Source organism: Alkaliphilus transvaalensis ATCC 700919 (genome assembly GCF_000621485.1).
Lineage (GTDB): Bacteria > Bacillota > Clostridia > Peptostreptococcales > Natronincolaceae > Alkaliphilus > Alkaliphilus transvaalensis.
The window spans coordinates 175,927-190,500 of sequence record NZ_KK211287.1 but is presented as its reverse complement, the minus strand read 5'-3'; the positions used below and the strand labels follow the sequence as shown (position 1 = coordinate 190,500).

The following is a 14,574-nucleotide window of genomic DNA, read 5'->3' as shown; positions in this document are numbered from 1 at the left end:
AAATAAGGATATGGGTGTAAGGGGGGGCTTTTTACCCCCTGGGGGTCTGACTTTTACGCAGAATGAATTTTACAGCTGGTTACATATGCTTACACTAAGCAAGCCAATTAAACCTCGGTTTATTAAATGTATTTTTTGAAGCACGAAACATAAGTTGAAATATCTGAACTAAGTGATGCAAAAAAGCTTGACCATTACAGAAGCATGTCTTGACAAAAAACATTAAATGATTACAATTAAATCAAACGATTGATTGAAAGAGGTGAAGAATTGAATCAAAGTCTTGATGTGAAGAAAAACATTCAAAAATCGGCCAAGAGACTCTTTGCCTTAAATAGCTACAAAGCAACTTCCACACGTGATATTGTCAGGGAAGCAGGTGTCAATATTTCAGCTATTACATATCATTTTGGCAGCAAGGAAGGTTTGTTTTTATCCCTCTTTAATGACTTTTTATTTCTGGAGGATGAGGCTTCTGTTTTTGTTGGCAATCCGGTATTGGAGTTGAAAAAACTTTTAACAAGGATCATCGGCCTTCGTTTCGAAGACCCAGAATTGGTAACTATTTTACAACAGGAAATTGTGGTGCACAGTACTAGAACAGAAGCTGTCAAAGAACGACTCATACCTATATGGCAACGAATCCATTTGTTGTTGGAACAAGGCAGAGAAGCAGGGGATTTTCATTTATAAGGTGTAAAATAATAATATTTAAATAATATTAAAGTTTTTAAAAAATAATAAAAAAATCATGAAATTCGCTAAAAGTATGGACCAAGATGAAGTTTTAAAAAAAGTTCAACATATATACAATATTCCAATGATAGAAAAATAAAAAAACGTCAGTAGTAATTAAATTGGATAATCTCCCCTTCTATAGATGTAATAATAAAAAGTCTAAAATAAGAGGAGTATTTTTTATTCCAGAAATCTAATCAATAGACAATACTTTGTCATCAGTGAGGCTAACAAGTCTAATACTGATGATATAGAAATGTTATAAAAGAATGTGTCAGCAAGTTTTAAATAAATACTTTCACATTATTAGAATAAGGAGGACGTATGATATATTCTATAGCTATATCATACAAGTAGAGATGAACAAAATTCTAATTATAGAAGACAATACACAGATAAATAATATGTTACGTGATATATTAACTTCAAAAGGATACGAAGCCGTGCAAGCTTTTTCAGGAACAGAAGGAGAACTGCATCTAAAGCATAATGAAAGTATTGCATTAGTACTTTTAGATCTTATGTTACCAGGTAAAGATGGAGAAAAAATAGTAGAAGACATTCGTAGAGATTCTTATTTACCAATTATTGTTATATCAGGAAAAGTTGAGGTTGAAGATAAGGTTCGCCTGTTGGGTATGGGGGTAGATGACTATATTACAAAACCTTTTCATAAAGAAGAAGTTTTAGCTCGAATTCAAGTAGCTATTCAGAGATCTATTCGCTATGAAAGTATGAGTCAAGATAGTCGTACTTTGTCCTATAAAGAAATTACATTAAATCAAGAAAATAGAACGGTTCAATACAAGGATCAATTAATCAACTTAACAAAAACGGAATATGAAATTTTACTCTTACTTCTGAAAAATCCCAATAAACTTTTTAGTAGAGATGAGTTATACGAGCAAATTTGGAGTGAAGAGTATACGAAGGATGATAACACCATAAATGTACACATGAGTCATTTAAGAAGAAAATTAGAAGACAGATCAGGAATTAATTTTATTGAGAATGTCTGGGGTATTGGCTATAAGCTAAATTAAATTTATACTTTCTTTATTATTTTTTTATTGTTTTAACAATATTATTTTCACTTTCTATTCTATACTAAATATAGAAAAGGAGTGGTGATACAATGACAACACTAATAAGATTTGTGTGGGTAATTTCTATGGCTTCTTTAAGCTGCTTTTTATTATTAGGGATTTATCAAATTATTAGTCAGTTTCATGAGAAAAAACCGGTAAAACAATATCTAAGAAAATTAATGGTTGGCTGTTTTGTTTTATATGGAGCAACATTTGCTATTTGGTTTATAGTATCTAATCTTTTAGGAGGTCTCTAATGGAAGTTATAAAAACGAAACAATTAAATAAATATTTTAAAAAAAGTCATGTCCTAAAAGATATTAATTTAACAGTCCATAAAGGTGAGATTTGTGCATTAATTGGAAAAAATGGTGCAGGCAAAACAACACTAATGAAAGCAATTATTGGATTAACCAATTGCCAAAGTGGAGCAATTACCCTTTTTGGGGATCAAGAGTATTTGAAATACAATCGCTTAAGAATCGGTAGTATTATTGAAACTCCAGGATTTTATCCTTATCTTAGTGGATTAGAAAACTTAGAATATTTTAGAATTCAACGTGGCATTCTTGAAAAAGGAGTGGTTGAAGAATCATTAAAAATGGTTGATCTTTATGATGAGAGACATAAAAAAATCGGCTCCTATTCATTAGGAATGAAGCAGAGATTGGGGTTAGCATTGGCCTTGTTAGGTTCTCCAGACTTGTTAATTCTTGACGAACCAACTAATGGTATAGATGCTGAAGGGATTGTAGAAATACGTAATTTGTTAGTAAAAATTAATCAAGAAAAACATATCACAATATTAATTAGCAGTCATATCCTGGCCGAATTAGCTAATATAGGAACCAAATTCTGTTTTATGCACAAAGGGGCTTTGATAAAAGAAGTAACGGCAACTCAACTACAAGAAATGACAGGTAATCGAATTATAATCCAAGTGGAAGAACCAAAAGCTGCTGTTGTTTCCTTGGAAAAATACATGGATTTTAATAATATAGAAATTCAACCTAATCATAAAATAGTGCTTAAAGAGTTTGATGTTTCAAAAAATATCCTTGAAAAAATATTAATTCAACATGATATTAAACTAAACTCATTTACAAAGCAATCAGTAACTCTAGAAGATTATTTTTTAGAGTTTATTAAGGAGGAAGAAAATGAGTAATTATCTTAAATCAGAAATATATAGAGCATTGCATACAAAAGCTTACTATATTTTTTTTGCTGTATGCTTAGTTGCTTTAATTGCACTTGGAATGTTTATGAAGTTTATAACACCATATCAATCATTTGCTTTTACAGGAAATCATTTTCTTTATGCACTTCTTGTTGTGCTAGTAAGTGGTATAATCATGATTTTTCCAGCTTTAGTTGTTGCATTTACAACTAAGTCTGTGACCTTACAACAAGAGATATTATCATCGGGTATAAAAAGAAAAACAATTTTTTTTAACGATTATATTTTAGCAGGTTTGATTAGTGGAGTTTACCTCTTTATCCTATCCTTTATTAGCCTTTTTATTGCAATGTTTTTGTTTGAGATAGATAATACGCAAGTTGACACCAGTTGGATTACTACAAATGGGTTCATTATCACTATTTTACATTTGTTTTTGGCGATATTAGCATGGAATGCTCTAGCAGTTGGGGTGAATTATATTCTTGACAATAAAGGTATTGCAATGGGAATCTTTTTTTTATTTTCTTATATTGTACCGTTGATTATTGTTCAATTCCGGTTTGTTTCAAAAGTACTTCAATGGGTTGCAGAAATCTTTCCGTTAACACAAATTTTTCTAGCTTTTCGTCAAGAGAATAATCCGCTGTTGTCTATATGTATAATTGTTGCAAATATTATAATTATCCTAACGACAACTTTCTTAATTTATAAAAGAAAAGAAGTGTGATTGAAGAATGTTAATAAATATTATATTATGTATTCTTCTATTTCTTTTCCTGATGCTTCTAAGCATATATTACATAAAGTATGTGAAACAAAATTTAGAAATAAAAGAAATTCTTATACAACTTACGCTATTAGAAAAAGACGTAAATAATAACTTTTGTATTCGTAGTCATACGAATACAAAGTATACAAATGAATTGATTCTTTCATTAAATTCATTGGTTAAAAAATATCGGTCAGAAATTGTGAATACTGAAAAAATGGAGGTCAATTTAAAAAGACAAATTTCAAGTCTTTCACATGATTTACGTACGCCCCTAACGTCCGTCCAGGGATATTTGGAGATTATTATGGATAATTATAGTTCAATTGAAGTAGGGTCAAATATAGAAATTATACAAGAAAGATTAAGGTATGTAGAAAGTATGTTAAATGAATTTTATATATTATCAGTCATAGAAGATAGTGGTTTTAGAAAGTATAGTGTATCTGTGCAACCTGTATTGAAAAATATCTTACTTTCTTTTTATCACGAGTTTGAAAGAAAAGAAATAAAAGTACAAGTAGATATTCAGCATACCCCCAAAATTATAGGAGATACAAAAGGGTTGTCTAGGATATATAATAATCTAATAGAAAATATTCTTAAATATAGTACGGGAACGGGTAAAATAGAACATTTTGAACAAGATGGACAGATTATAACAAAGTTTACCAATTCAATATCCAATGAAAAGGATATTGAAGTTCATAGACTCTTTGAAAGATTTTATACTTCAGACTTTTCAAGAACTAATAGTACTGGACAAGGATTATATATTGTTAAAACAATTATAGACAAAATGGACTTTAATATCAATGCAAAAATAGAACATGGAAACATGGTTATAACAATTATTTATTGAGTTCCTCAATTGATTTTCCGTAATTTTCATTGCTTCTTTACCTTCTTCATGCTTACTTATAACATTTTATCATTAGCCTTCCTGTCCTAAGAAAATTTTAAGATTTTGATAAGCATAAATTAAAAATCAATTCCTTCTTTTGTGGTTATATTAAACATGAAAGGGAGTTGATTTTTTATGTGTAGAAAAAGAAGAAAAAAGAAAAAAATTAATTACTTTAGAATATGTGTTTCAATTATTATTATAGGGCTTTTGATGACTGGAGCTTATACAAGCATCAGTCGCCTTTTACCATTTGGTATGGACAGGTCACATGAGAAGATTAGGATTCCATTATCAGATATTGAGGAGCGAAACACCTTACCGTTAGATGAAGAACAGGAAGAGATAAACCTTGATGTATTCATATCATGGACGCTTTTATGGTGTATAACTATCTAAGTAGATAAGTTTCCTATGGAAATCTTAAAGGGTTTTTAAACTTGCTTTTTATGGGTATTTTATATTGATATAAGAACTTCAGAAATCTTTTTCAATTAGGAAGAGGATGCTGAGATGTATGGTATTACAAACACTGGTGGGGCTGGATTGGGTCTGGCTATTGCTAAAGAGATTATTACGGCCCATAATGGAAGGATAACAGCGGAAAGTAATCTAGCGCATACTATATTTACGGTAGTGATTCCATCATCTTTTGAAAAGGGATAAGTTAGATAAAAAAAATATATATAGTTCCAGGAGGCGAGTAAAATGAAAAATATTAAATTTCTAAAATTGATATTAATGATTGGGTTACTTTTAGTTCTCACTGCATGTAGTAAGGAAACAGGGAAAACTATAAGTGTCGTTGATGACGAAGGTAATGGGGCAGGTGAGATGGATATAACGGTGGTAAAAATTGACCGGTATGATAATGTTGCAATGACAGACTGGTTGAATAAAAATACATTAATTGTTTCAAAGGAAAATACATCGTTGGACAAAATGAGTCTTTTAGAGCTTTCAGATTCTCATCCAAGAAGCTTATATCTCTATAATATTAATAACAGGGAGTATCAATTGTTAAAAGAAGCAAATAATGTGCATTTAGGAGGTGCAACCCTATCCCCTGATAAGAAGAACCTACTATACTATGAGTATACTTTAGGAGATCCTGCCTACTATGTGATGAACATGGATACTCTAGATACTTTTGGTATAAGGGGGACTAATATAGCAGGGGCCATGAGTGCTAAGTGGGGGGATAATGAAAGTGTAGTTGGTGCAGCCTATAGTGGAGGTGCCTATTTAGCAAATCTGACAGGGGAAATTACTGTAGTAGATGAAATAAAGGAAGAATCATTATTTATTGTTGAAAAAATAAATAATAATTTTTATTATAATACAAATTCCGATGAAACCTTATGGAGGTTGGATATGTCCACAAAGGAGAAGGTAAGCCTTGATTTGAGTCATGTTTATGGAGTATTACCTTCCCCAGATGGAAATCAAATGCTGGTTTTACAAAATATTGGAGCGAAAAAAATCTTAACTCTTTCTGACAACGGTGGAGAAATTAAAAAAATTATTGCTGAGGGTGCAGAGTTGGGTGGAGTTTCATGGTCTCCAGATCAGAGAATGATAACCTACAATCTAAAGGATGATGTCAACAATAAAATTGTAGAGGGTTTTTATATCTACGATATGCTAACCGGTAAAGCTACACAAATCGTGGAGGATATACAATATATGAGTATCAGCTGGAGCCCTTCAGGTGAAGAATTGGTTTATACAGAATGGGATGGAACAAAATATAATAGCAGTATCGTCTATTTGGAGATTCGTTAATAAAATAAAAATCATTAATTCTTTGGTATCATCCACCGACATTAAAATATTAATTGACCCCAACATAATAAAAACATTATCCGGTTATTTTTAAATCTCAAGGTTACTAAACTTTGAGATTTTTTTAAATTTATTGTAAGATTATTAAATCCCGTGCGTCTTATAGATAGGAGGTGAAAAAGTGACAGAACTTGAGGAGATTTACAATAACTATTTTAAGGATGTTTATTTCTTCATATATAGTCTATCAAAAGATAAACATATAGCAGAAGATTTGACATCTGAAACATTTATAAAAGCGATAAAGTACATTAAAAGCTTTAAAGGAGATTGTGATATCAAGGTGTGGCTATTTCAAATAGCCAAAAACTCATATTATTCATACATAAGAAAACATAAGAATTTGATAGAGCTAGACTCAGTGCCTGAAAAGAAAGATGATTTTGATATAGAAAAATCAGTGTTTTCATCTGAAGAGTCGATGAAAATTCATGAAATTCTCCATAACTTATCTGAGCCATATAAGGAAGTGTTTTCTCTACGAGTTTTTGGAGAGCTGAGCTTTAAGCAGATTGGCAATTTGTTTGGAAAAACAGATAATTGGGCTTGTGTCACTTTTCATAGAGCTAGAAATAAGATTAGAGAAGAAATGAGGGATTATTAATGAAAGCAACATGCAATGTTATTAAAGATGTGTTACCTCTATATTTAGAAAATATGCTTAGTGATGACTCATGTACTATGGTTGAAGAACATATTGAGCAGTGTCAGGAATGCAAGAATTATCTTAATGAGATGCGTACTTTTAATGAAATGCCAGTAGATAGGAATACCTCTCCTTTACTAAAGATAAAATCGACATTACGTAAGAAGAAAATACAGACGGTAATATTCTCAATGATGCTCTCAATTATCCTTTTTGTTATAACTATTGCTTTCTTAACCGCTCCAGAGTATATTCCATATAGCGAAAGAAGTGTAACAATAAATGAGATTGGAAATGGGTCGGTACTCGCTCAATTTGAGGATACCGTATATGGATATGACATTGATAGATATCCGACAGATGACAGCACTGGTTATGTCTATCACATTACTACATGGAATAGCATATGGAATAGAAATATAAAAAAGTCTAATACAAATAATACTATTTTAAATCCAAATGGTGAAAATGTTGTTTCTGTATATTATTACCAGACAGATGGAAGTGAAGATATATTGATGTATGGTAGAGATATAAATCCAGGAGGCGGGATTATTACATTACCAAGACTATTCTTATCTTATTACGCACTTATTGCCAAAATATTTGCTACAACTTGTGGATTAATTATGTTTATATTTTATCGTAATAAAAAAGTGCTAAATTTTACAATTAAAATCTTCTTTTTACCGGTATCCTACCTATTAGGTCAGTTTATAATTAAAGGATTTACAACTACATCATATACTGCGACACGGGATTTTTATGGAATATTGTTAGTTATGGTTCCGATATACATTGCTTGTCTTATGGCGGTAGACTTAATCAGCCAGTATAAAAACAAAAAATATGAAGGGCGCTAAGTTGCCCTTTTGAGATAGATTCTACTAATAGGTTCAAATAAAAGATATCATTTGTACGGACAGATAGGTTTTTATGGCGATATTGACTGTGGATATGTTTCCTCCTACCGATAGTGCAAAAAAGTAGTAGATATGTTCTCCCATACGTCGGGGGCAAAAACCAACTTCAGACATTAATGCAATCAACTCGGGCCATGTTGAAGCCGTAATAAGTATTACTGAGGTTGTTGCACATTAGTTATTGGTAATAAAGAAAAATCAGCTTTAACCAATTTAGATACTTTATTAAAATTGATAAAAACTATCATCCGATGTTTGATCATCAAGAAAGTATAATGGCTATAAAATCAAAATTTAAAAAACATGTTAAATAATATAATTAGGTTAGACTTAGTTTAAATGTTACTTAGTGTAACCTAATAATTTGAATTAATCAATTTGCTAGGTTTATTTTATTTTGATCATGACTTGTTATAATAAATATACATTTCTTCAATTTTGATATTAATGATTATCATGGCAATAGTATCCTTCCAGCATTATACAAACTATAAAAGAAAGAAGACTTCACAAAGGCACTGATGGATAATATAGAAAAGGTACTGGTACGATAAGGTAAATCTATCAGGTACTGGACTAAAAGAAAACAAACGAAAACCTAACATTGCTTTTGATATAATATAAAAAATGATTAGTATGAAGAGGTGTTCTTATGAAAATATTGCTTGTTGAAGATGAAGAAATGCTTTCAGCTATTATAGCGAAGGGACTGCGTAAGGTAGGCTATGCCGTTGATACAGTATTTGATGGCGAAGAAGCCTTAGATCATTACGAAATCCACGAGTACGATATTATCATTTTAGACTTGAATATCCCGAAAATAGATGGCTTAGACGTATTGAGGACAATTCGTAAAAAAGATTCAGATCAAAAAATTTTAATATTATCTGCAAGAACGAAAGTTAACGAGAGGATTCTTGGACTGGATGAAGGTGCAAATGATTATCTTATTAAGCCTTTTGATTTTGGAGAATTAGAAGCAAGAATCAGAAATTTACTACGCCGAAACTTTTCAGGGACTCCGACAACAATTATGTTGAATAATTTTATAATTGACACAAATGCTAAAAAGGTAATCTGTAATAACGATGTATTGAATTTGACACGCAAAGAATACAACATTTTTGAATACCTGATTATGAACAAGAATAAAATTATCAGCGCCGAAAAGTTAGTGGAACATATATGGGATAGTGAATTTGATCCTTTTTCAAATACCTTGCGGTACCATATTCATACACTAAAAAAGAAACTGTATAATTTTAGCAATGAAGAAGTAATAAAAACAATCCGCGGTCAAGGCTATATCATAGAGGAGGCACAAGAATGAAGTTATTTATGAAATTAACTTTACAATGGCGAATTACAATACTCACAGCCATAGTGCTGGTAATATGTTCCTCAGCATTGACCGTCTTTTCCATATTAAACGCGCAAAAAACCCTTATGCCTTTAATATACGATTCAATCAGCATAACCAAAACAGATGATAATTCGGTTGATATGGTGATTCAAGGTATAGACAATAACAAAATAGAAAACAGCGGCACGGCTTTAAGAACAGCCAAGAGAGATTTTGATTTGAAAAGCATAATGTTTTTTCTTGCGCTAACTACTATCGGAACGGGGCTTGTATATTTTGTTTCTGGGGAAGCCTTGCGGCCTGTGAAAAATTTGAGCAAACAGGTGTCTGAAATTGATGAACGTGACTTATCTCTTAGATTAACTGAAAGTTTATCGCATGACGAAGTGAGTAGCCTGACAAAGAGTTTCAATCAAGCTCTTGAGCGATTAGAAGAAGCATTTAACAGGCAAAAACGCTTCTCGGCAAGTGCCGCACATGAGCTAAAAACACCCCTTGCAACAATGAAAGCGGGGATACAGGTGCTTAAAATAGACAAATTCACCACATTGGACGAATATAAGGAAAACGCCCATATGATGGAAGCAAGTGTTGATAGGCTGACGCAAGTAGTAAATGATTTATTAATTCTAGCTTCTCCAAATGAAGAGGCTGATGAATTAAAGGAAGAAGTGTATTTAGATGCCATGTTTGAAACAATATTTGATGAGTTGTCTCCGATATATGAACATCGCAGAATCACTTATAATATTGAATGTGACGCTATATCATTCTATGGAAACGCGGCGCTTCTCTACAGAGCTTTTTTTAACCTGATGGAAAATTCATATAAATATAATCATGAAAAAGGAAGTATTACAGTTCATGGAAGCAAAACAAATAAGTGTGTTAGAATTGAAGTTGAAGATACCGGGATAGGAATTCCAGCTGAGTATTTACCCTTTATATTTGATGCTTTCTATCGGGTAGATGGCTCACGTTCTCGAAAAATTGCTGGCTCAGGACTAGGCTTATCTATTGTAAAAACCATCATAGAAAGGCATGGCGGAACAATCAGCGTTTCCAGTGAAAATGTGAAAGGTACAAAAATCTCAATACAGCTTCCCCAATAAAAAAAATTGGCTTTATAAAAGTCGAGTCAAGACATTTTATAATGGCGATAAAAACTTATAACAAAAATTCTTTTCTCTTTAATACTTGATTCTGTAAAATAACTTTTATAATAATTCACAGCATTTCTACGTAATGATAAGACGGTCAACGAATGAAGTTGTCCGTTTTTTTGTGCCTTATTCTATTCCCTAACGTTAATCTAACAATCACTCCTTTATACTGAGTACAGACTCACAAATAAAATGATAAAGGAGAAGAGAAAATGAAACAAAAAAGAATGTTTAAAAAGTGCATAGCTCTGATGATTGTGTCTTTAGTAATGCTGACTTTTCTTACCTCATGTAAGGATAGCAAGGATGCAGTTTTTACCAACAAGCAATATGGTGATTCTGGAATGAAGACTATCAGCAATAGCAATTTTGATCACGCCAATGGTATAGTGTTTAACAAGTTAGGTTTTGGATTCACTCTGCCGCAAGCTATGAAGGACTTAAGTGACAGCGGAAATTTTAGTTATGTAGGTTCACAGTATTCCATTTTTTTTATGTATCTTTCTGAGAGGATTTCAGAAACGGAGAATTCCAACGCCAGTGAGGAAGAAGAAATGGAAGCTCTAAGAAACGGTATTTTTCAATGTTTTGCTATTTTGCGGATTCCTGCCAAGGATGAAGATGCTGAGATGGAATTGGAACGGATTAATAGTTTGTTTCCACATGTAGACCCTATTACCACATTCGGTGAAGATACATATTATTTCGCATACAATGATGATTATTCCAAAAGTTCACCGACAGATGCTGATAAATCCAATATTGAGAAACTGCTATCTGCAAGTGAATCTCTTAAAAACAGCATCTGTCTGTTCCCTGCTGAAATAGAAAAGCTGTCTTCAGATGTAAACATGAATAGTTTCAGTACAAAGACACTTAGCGGCGATGATTTTACACAAGATAACCTTGCTGAATATGACCTTACTATGGTTAATGTTTGGACAACATGGTGTGGACCTTGTGTAAATGAAATGCCAGATCTACAAAAGCTTTATGAGATGCTGCCCGCTAATGTAAATATGATTACAATTTGCGCCGATGCCAATGAAGAATCGGAACTTGCAATGGAAATTATGGACGAATTAGGTTGCACATTCCAAACGCTCTACCCAAACGAACAGTTAGAGCAATCGCTGCTCAAAGAAGTTACCGGATACCCTACAACCATATTTTTTGATCGAAACGGAAATATTGTAGGTGACCCAGAGCTTGGGGTTCCCGGCAGAAACCCTGCTGAAAATTATTTGAAAATGATCGAAGAACGATTGGGAGACGCAGGTGACGAAAAGGGAGGGACAGGAAAATGATAGAGCGTATAAATCTTTATAGCAAATATGGATTATTTATCACTTCAATACTATTTATTACATTTGGCGTTTTGCGGGAGGAGCATTCGGTTGTACTGAAGAAAGCTATAAACATTTGCTTTGAGTGTATTGGATTGGGGTGACTCGATGGAAATTATAAATTTGATAAAGAGCCGTCCCTTTATTCAAGCATTAGCTGCAATTATTGCCAACGCCAATATTAAAGGTTTTTTTACAGGAAAGATTTGGAGAGGAAAAAGTAAACTTGTGTGCGTTCCGGGGCTTAACTGTTACTCCTGCCCCGGCGCCATAGGTTCTTGCCCCATAGGGGCATTGCAAGCAGTAATTGGAGGAAATAAGCATAATTTTTCATTCTATGTCATCGGAATAATAATTTTCTTTGGAGTTACCCTGGGGCGTCTTATTTGCGGTTTTCTATGTATGTTCGGGTTTATTCAAGACTTGTTATATAAGATTAAGGTACCCAAATTAAAAATCCCTCCAAAAGTTGACGTTCCTATGCGGTGGTTGAAATACATCGTATTGTTGGTGGCTGTAATTGTGCTACCGAAATTCTTGGTCAATCAGTTTGGCATTGCACCGCCATATTTCTGCCAATGGATATGCCCAGCGGGAACCTTGGAAGGTGGTATCCCCTTGATAATGAAAAATGAAGGTTTAAGGAGCATGTTAGGGTTTCTCTTTAATTGGAAGATGGGAGTGTTGATTTTTATCATGCTTACTTCAGTTTTTACTTATCGTCCATTTTGCAAATATATCTGTCCATTAGGGGCAATCTACTCGTTTTTTAACGGGTTAAGTTTTTACCAAATGAATGTTGCTAAAGAAATATGCAATGGCTGTAAGATTTGTGAAAGAAAGTGTAACATGAACGTAGAAATCACAAAAAACATTAACTCGCCAGAATGTATTCGTTGCGGTGAATGTAAAAAAGCGTGTAAAAAAGGTGCAATTACATCAGGTTTTTGCCTAAAATCAAGAAAGCCTGACAGCGAATTTCAAGGTCAAATGTAAATACAGTACGAACTTGGCGAAATAAAGAAAACACTCAAATAATAAATGACCCAACCACGATCTGTCAGATAGATAATATCAAGACCCTTTCAGCAAGTAATCATGAATACCTAACGAAAACCTAACAATACATTTGCTATACTATGTTATGTTAATAAACAAATACTGATTAAAGGAGAGACCAAACAATGTACATTATTACAAATGCCGTTAAGAACATCGGCAGAAATAAGGGCAGAAACATTTTAATGGCCATCATCATTTTTGCCATTATTCTCACGACAGCTGTGTCTATTATTATTAATACAACAACATCTGCTATCATTACAGATTATAAGTCAAGATTTGGTGCTGAGGTTTCTATTGAAACAAATTTCGAAATGCTTCAAAGCAAAAAGGTGGCTGAGGGCTACAAAAAACTAACACCACAACAGCAAATAGATTTTGGAAAGTCTGAATTGTTGCAGAGCGTAAATCTTTTGGCAACAATTGATATTTCACCAAGAAATCTATCTTCCCTCAGTGAAAGCGAAATGGATAATTTTATTTCAAATTTTCTAAGTGGTGCGACAAGGGCGGATGGTACAAAAAACCCTGAAATAGTTCCAATAAAAGGTAAAATAGTTGCGATGGACAACTTAGAAGTAGACAACGACTTCAAAAATGGAACACGTAGAATTATCAGCGGTGAAATGTACAAAAATCTCAACGAATGTATTGTCAGCCAACAGTATGCAGACCTTAACAACTTATCTGTTGGTGATACCATTGAGGTAGACAGTTATTACAAAAATGACCCAATGACTCATAGATTGACTATTACAGGTATTTATATGGACAATACTATGCTTGGCTCAAATCTTGAAGTAATATCTTCTATGGAAAATAGAAATAACGAGATTCTTACCAGTTTTGATACGGCCATTAATATGGAAATGTTTACTGCTGATGGCCGTGTTTCAGCGCAATATTTCTTGAAAGACCCTACACTGCTTTCTGCTTATGAAAAAGAACTTAGGGAAATGGGGTTGGCTGATTATTACAATGTTGTCACCGACGAAGCGGGATATAAAAAAGTTGTAGGGCCTGTTGAAGGACTTGCCAAGGTAACAAATACCTTCTTGATTGTTGTATTGATACTCGGTTCAATGGTTCTTATTCTTTTATCAACTCTTGCGATTCGAGAACGTAAATATGAAATCGGAGTCCTTCGTGCAATGGGTATGAAAAATGGTAAGGTTGCTTTTGGACTGCTTACAGAAATGCTTGTTATCACAGTGCTATGTTTGATACTTGGTTTAGGCGTAGGCTTAGCAGCATCTCAACCTGTGGCGGACAATTTGCTTTCAAATCAAATTGAACTTGCTGCTGAAAACAATAATTCGAATGGCGGTTTAGCAAATACGGGCAGAACAGGAGTTGGCGCTCCAACATTTTCATCAGACGCCAAACCACTTTCAGAGCTTCAGGTAAGTTTAAGTGGGGACGCTATTATACAGATTATTTTTATCTCTCTTGTCTTGGCAGGTATATCAAGTGTTGCAGGTATAATGTATATCACAAAATATGAACCGATAAAAATACTGTCAGAAAGGAACTAAGGTGAACAT

At 33.0% G+C, this 14,574-nt stretch carries 16 protein-coding genes and 1 pseudogene; all 17 read left to right on the top strand.

Translation table 11 applies throughout. From position 1 onward, the window contains the following. The first annotated feature begins 270 nt into the window (after positions 1-270). The 17 genes and pseudogenes from T335_RS22885 to T335_RS0117710 all read left to right on the top strand — a co-directional run bounded on the left by T335_RS22885 (position 271) and on the right by T335_RS0117710 (position 14,565). A complete protein-coding gene (locus T335_RS22885; RefSeq protein WP_051569398.1) occupies positions 271-693 on the top strand; it encodes a TetR family transcriptional regulator in 423 nt (140 codons plus the stop codon). A gap of 314 nt (positions 694-1,007) precedes the next feature. Continuing rightward, entirely contained in the window at positions 1,008-1,781 is a 774-nt protein-coding gene (locus T335_RS0117785) for a response regulator transcription factor (RefSeq protein ID WP_084281471.1), read from the top strand. Between the two features lie 92 nt (positions 1,782-1,873). After that, positions 1,874-2,083, top strand: coding sequence for a hypothetical protein (locus tag T335_RS0117780; protein ID WP_026478725.1), 210 nt, complete (start codon positions 1,874-1,876; stop codon positions 2,081-2,083). Next, positions 2,083-2,994 carry an ATP-binding cassette domain-containing protein gene (locus T335_RS0117775; protein ID WP_026478724.1) on the top strand — a complete coding sequence of 304 codons (912 nt, stop codon included), beginning with the start codon at positions 2,083-2,085 and terminating at the stop codon, positions 2,992-2,994. The genes T335_RS0117780 and T335_RS0117775 overlap by 1 nt, the downstream gene beginning before the upstream one ends. Further along, positions 2,987-3,736, top strand: coding sequence for an ABC transporter permease (locus T335_RS0117770; protein WP_026478723.1), 750 nt, complete (start codon positions 2,987-2,989; stop codon positions 3,734-3,736). The genes T335_RS0117775 and T335_RS0117770 overlap by 8 nt, the downstream gene beginning before the upstream one ends. A 7-nt stretch (positions 3,737-3,743) precedes the next feature. Then, positions 3,744-4,640, top strand: a complete 897-nt coding sequence (locus tag T335_RS22090; protein ID WP_084281469.1) for a sensor histidine kinase — start codon at positions 3,744-3,746, stop codon at positions 4,638-4,640. Between the two features lie 177 nt (positions 4,641-4,817). Then, entirely contained in the window at positions 4,818-5,081 is a 264-nt protein-coding gene (locus tag T335_RS0117760) for a hypothetical protein (RefSeq protein WP_026478721.1), read from the top strand. Positions 5,082-5,207: 126 nt separating this feature from the next. After that, positions 5,208-5,348: pseudogene (locus T335_RS22405) on the top strand (ATP-binding protein); the annotation flags it as partial. Between the two features lie 42 nt (positions 5,349-5,390). Beyond that, positions 5,391-6,467 carry a TolB family protein gene (locus tag T335_RS0117750; RefSeq protein WP_026478720.1) on the top strand — a complete coding sequence of 359 codons (1,077 nt, stop codon included), beginning with the start codon at positions 5,391-5,393 and terminating at the stop codon, positions 6,465-6,467. A 181-nt stretch (positions 6,468-6,648) separates the two neighbouring features. Then, positions 6,649-7,131 (top strand): RNA polymerase sigma factor, encoded by a 483-nt coding sequence (locus tag T335_RS0117745; RefSeq protein WP_026478719.1) that lies wholly within the window; start codon positions 6,649-6,651, stop codon positions 7,129-7,131. Beyond that, positions 7,131-8,036, top strand: coding sequence for a zf-HC2 domain-containing protein (locus T335_RS0117740; RefSeq protein WP_026478718.1), 906 nt, complete (start codon positions 7,131-7,133; stop codon positions 8,034-8,036). Before T335_RS0117745 ends, T335_RS0117740 begins: the two co-directional genes overlap by 1 nt. Before the next feature lie 712 nt (positions 8,037-8,748). Beyond that, positions 8,749-9,426: a response regulator transcription factor gene (locus T335_RS0117735; RefSeq protein ID WP_026478717.1), complete on the top strand. Its 678-nt coding sequence runs from the start codon at positions 8,749-8,751 to the stop codon at positions 9,424-9,426. Then, positions 9,423-10,571 carry a sensor histidine kinase gene (locus T335_RS21250; RefSeq protein ID WP_051569396.1) on the top strand — a complete coding sequence of 383 codons (1,149 nt, stop codon included), beginning with the start codon at positions 9,423-9,425 and terminating at the stop codon, positions 10,569-10,571. The genes T335_RS0117735 and T335_RS21250 overlap by 4 nt, the downstream gene beginning before the upstream one ends. Before the next feature lie 263 nt (positions 10,572-10,834). After that, on the top strand, positions 10,835-11,929 hold the full coding sequence (locus T335_RS21810) for a TlpA family protein disulfide reductase (protein ID WP_051569395.1): 1,095 nt from the start codon (positions 10,835-10,837) through the stop codon (positions 11,927-11,929). Next, on the top strand, positions 11,926-12,072 hold the full coding sequence (locus T335_RS22540; RefSeq protein WP_169735942.1) for a CD1871A family CXXC motif-containing protein: 147 nt from the start codon (positions 11,926-11,928) through the stop codon (positions 12,070-12,072). The genes T335_RS21810 and T335_RS22540 overlap by 4 nt, the downstream gene beginning before the upstream one ends. 4 nt (positions 12,073-12,076) lie before the next feature. After that, a complete protein-coding gene (locus T335_RS0117715; protein ID WP_034328857.1) occupies positions 12,077-12,964 on the top strand; it encodes a 4Fe-4S binding protein in 888 nt (295 codons plus the stop codon). Between the two features lie 188 nt (positions 12,965-13,152). Further along, complete coding sequence (locus tag T335_RS0117710) at positions 13,153-14,565, top strand: ABC transporter permease (protein ID WP_026478715.1); 1,413 nt, start codon at positions 13,153-13,155, stop codon at positions 14,563-14,565. Positions 14,566-14,574 lie beyond the last annotated feature (9 nt).

Bases quoted from the DNA above. Each gene is read 5' to 3' on its own strand.
- T335_RS0117785 (WP_084281471.1), top strand. From the start codon at position 1,008: ATGTGTCAGCAAGTTTTAAATAAATACTTTCACATTATTAGAATAAGG.
- T335_RS0117775 (WP_026478724.1), top strand. From the start codon at position 2,083: ATGGAAGTTATAAAAACGAAACAATTAAATAAATATTTTAAAAAAAGT.
- T335_RS0117740 (WP_026478718.1), top strand. From the start codon at position 7,131: ATGAAAGCAACATGCAATGTTATTAAAGATGTGTTACCTCTATATTTA.
- T335_RS0117715 (WP_034328857.1), top strand. From the start codon at position 12,077: ATGGAAATTATAAATTTGATAAAGAGCCGTCCCTTTATTCAAGCATTA.
- T335_RS0117750 (WP_026478720.1), top strand. From the start codon at position 5,391: ATGAAAAATATTAAATTTCTAAAATTGATATTAATGATTGGGTTACTT.
- T335_RS21250 (WP_051569396.1), top strand. From the start codon at position 9,423: ATGAAGTTATTTATGAAATTAACTTTACAATGGCGAATTACAATACTC.
- T335_RS21810 (WP_051569395.1), top strand. From the start codon at position 10,835: ATGAAACAAAAAAGAATGTTTAAAAAGTGCATAGCTCTGATGATTGTG.
- T335_RS0117710 (WP_026478715.1), top strand. From the start codon at position 13,153: ATGTACATTATTACAAATGCCGTTAAGAACATCGGCAGAAATAAGGGC.
- T335_RS22540 (WP_169735942.1), top strand. From the start codon at position 11,926: ATGATAGAGCGTATAAATCTTTATAGCAAATATGGATTATTTATCACT.
- T335_RS0117735 (WP_026478717.1), top strand. From the start codon at position 8,749: ATGAAAATATTGCTTGTTGAAGATGAAGAAATGCTTTCAGCTATTATA.
- T335_RS22090 (WP_084281469.1), top strand. From the start codon at position 3,744: ATGTTAATAAATATTATATTATGTATTCTTCTATTTCTTTTCCTGATG.
- T335_RS0117770 (WP_026478723.1), top strand. From the start codon at position 2,987: ATGAGTAATTATCTTAAATCAGAAATATATAGAGCATTGCATACAAAA.
- T335_RS0117780 (WP_026478725.1), top strand. From the start codon at position 1,874: ATGACAACACTAATAAGATTTGTGTGGGTAATTTCTATGGCTTCTTTA.
- T335_RS0117760 (WP_026478721.1), top strand. From the start codon at position 4,818: ATGTGTAGAAAAAGAAGAAAAAAGAAAAAAATTAATTACTTTAGAATA.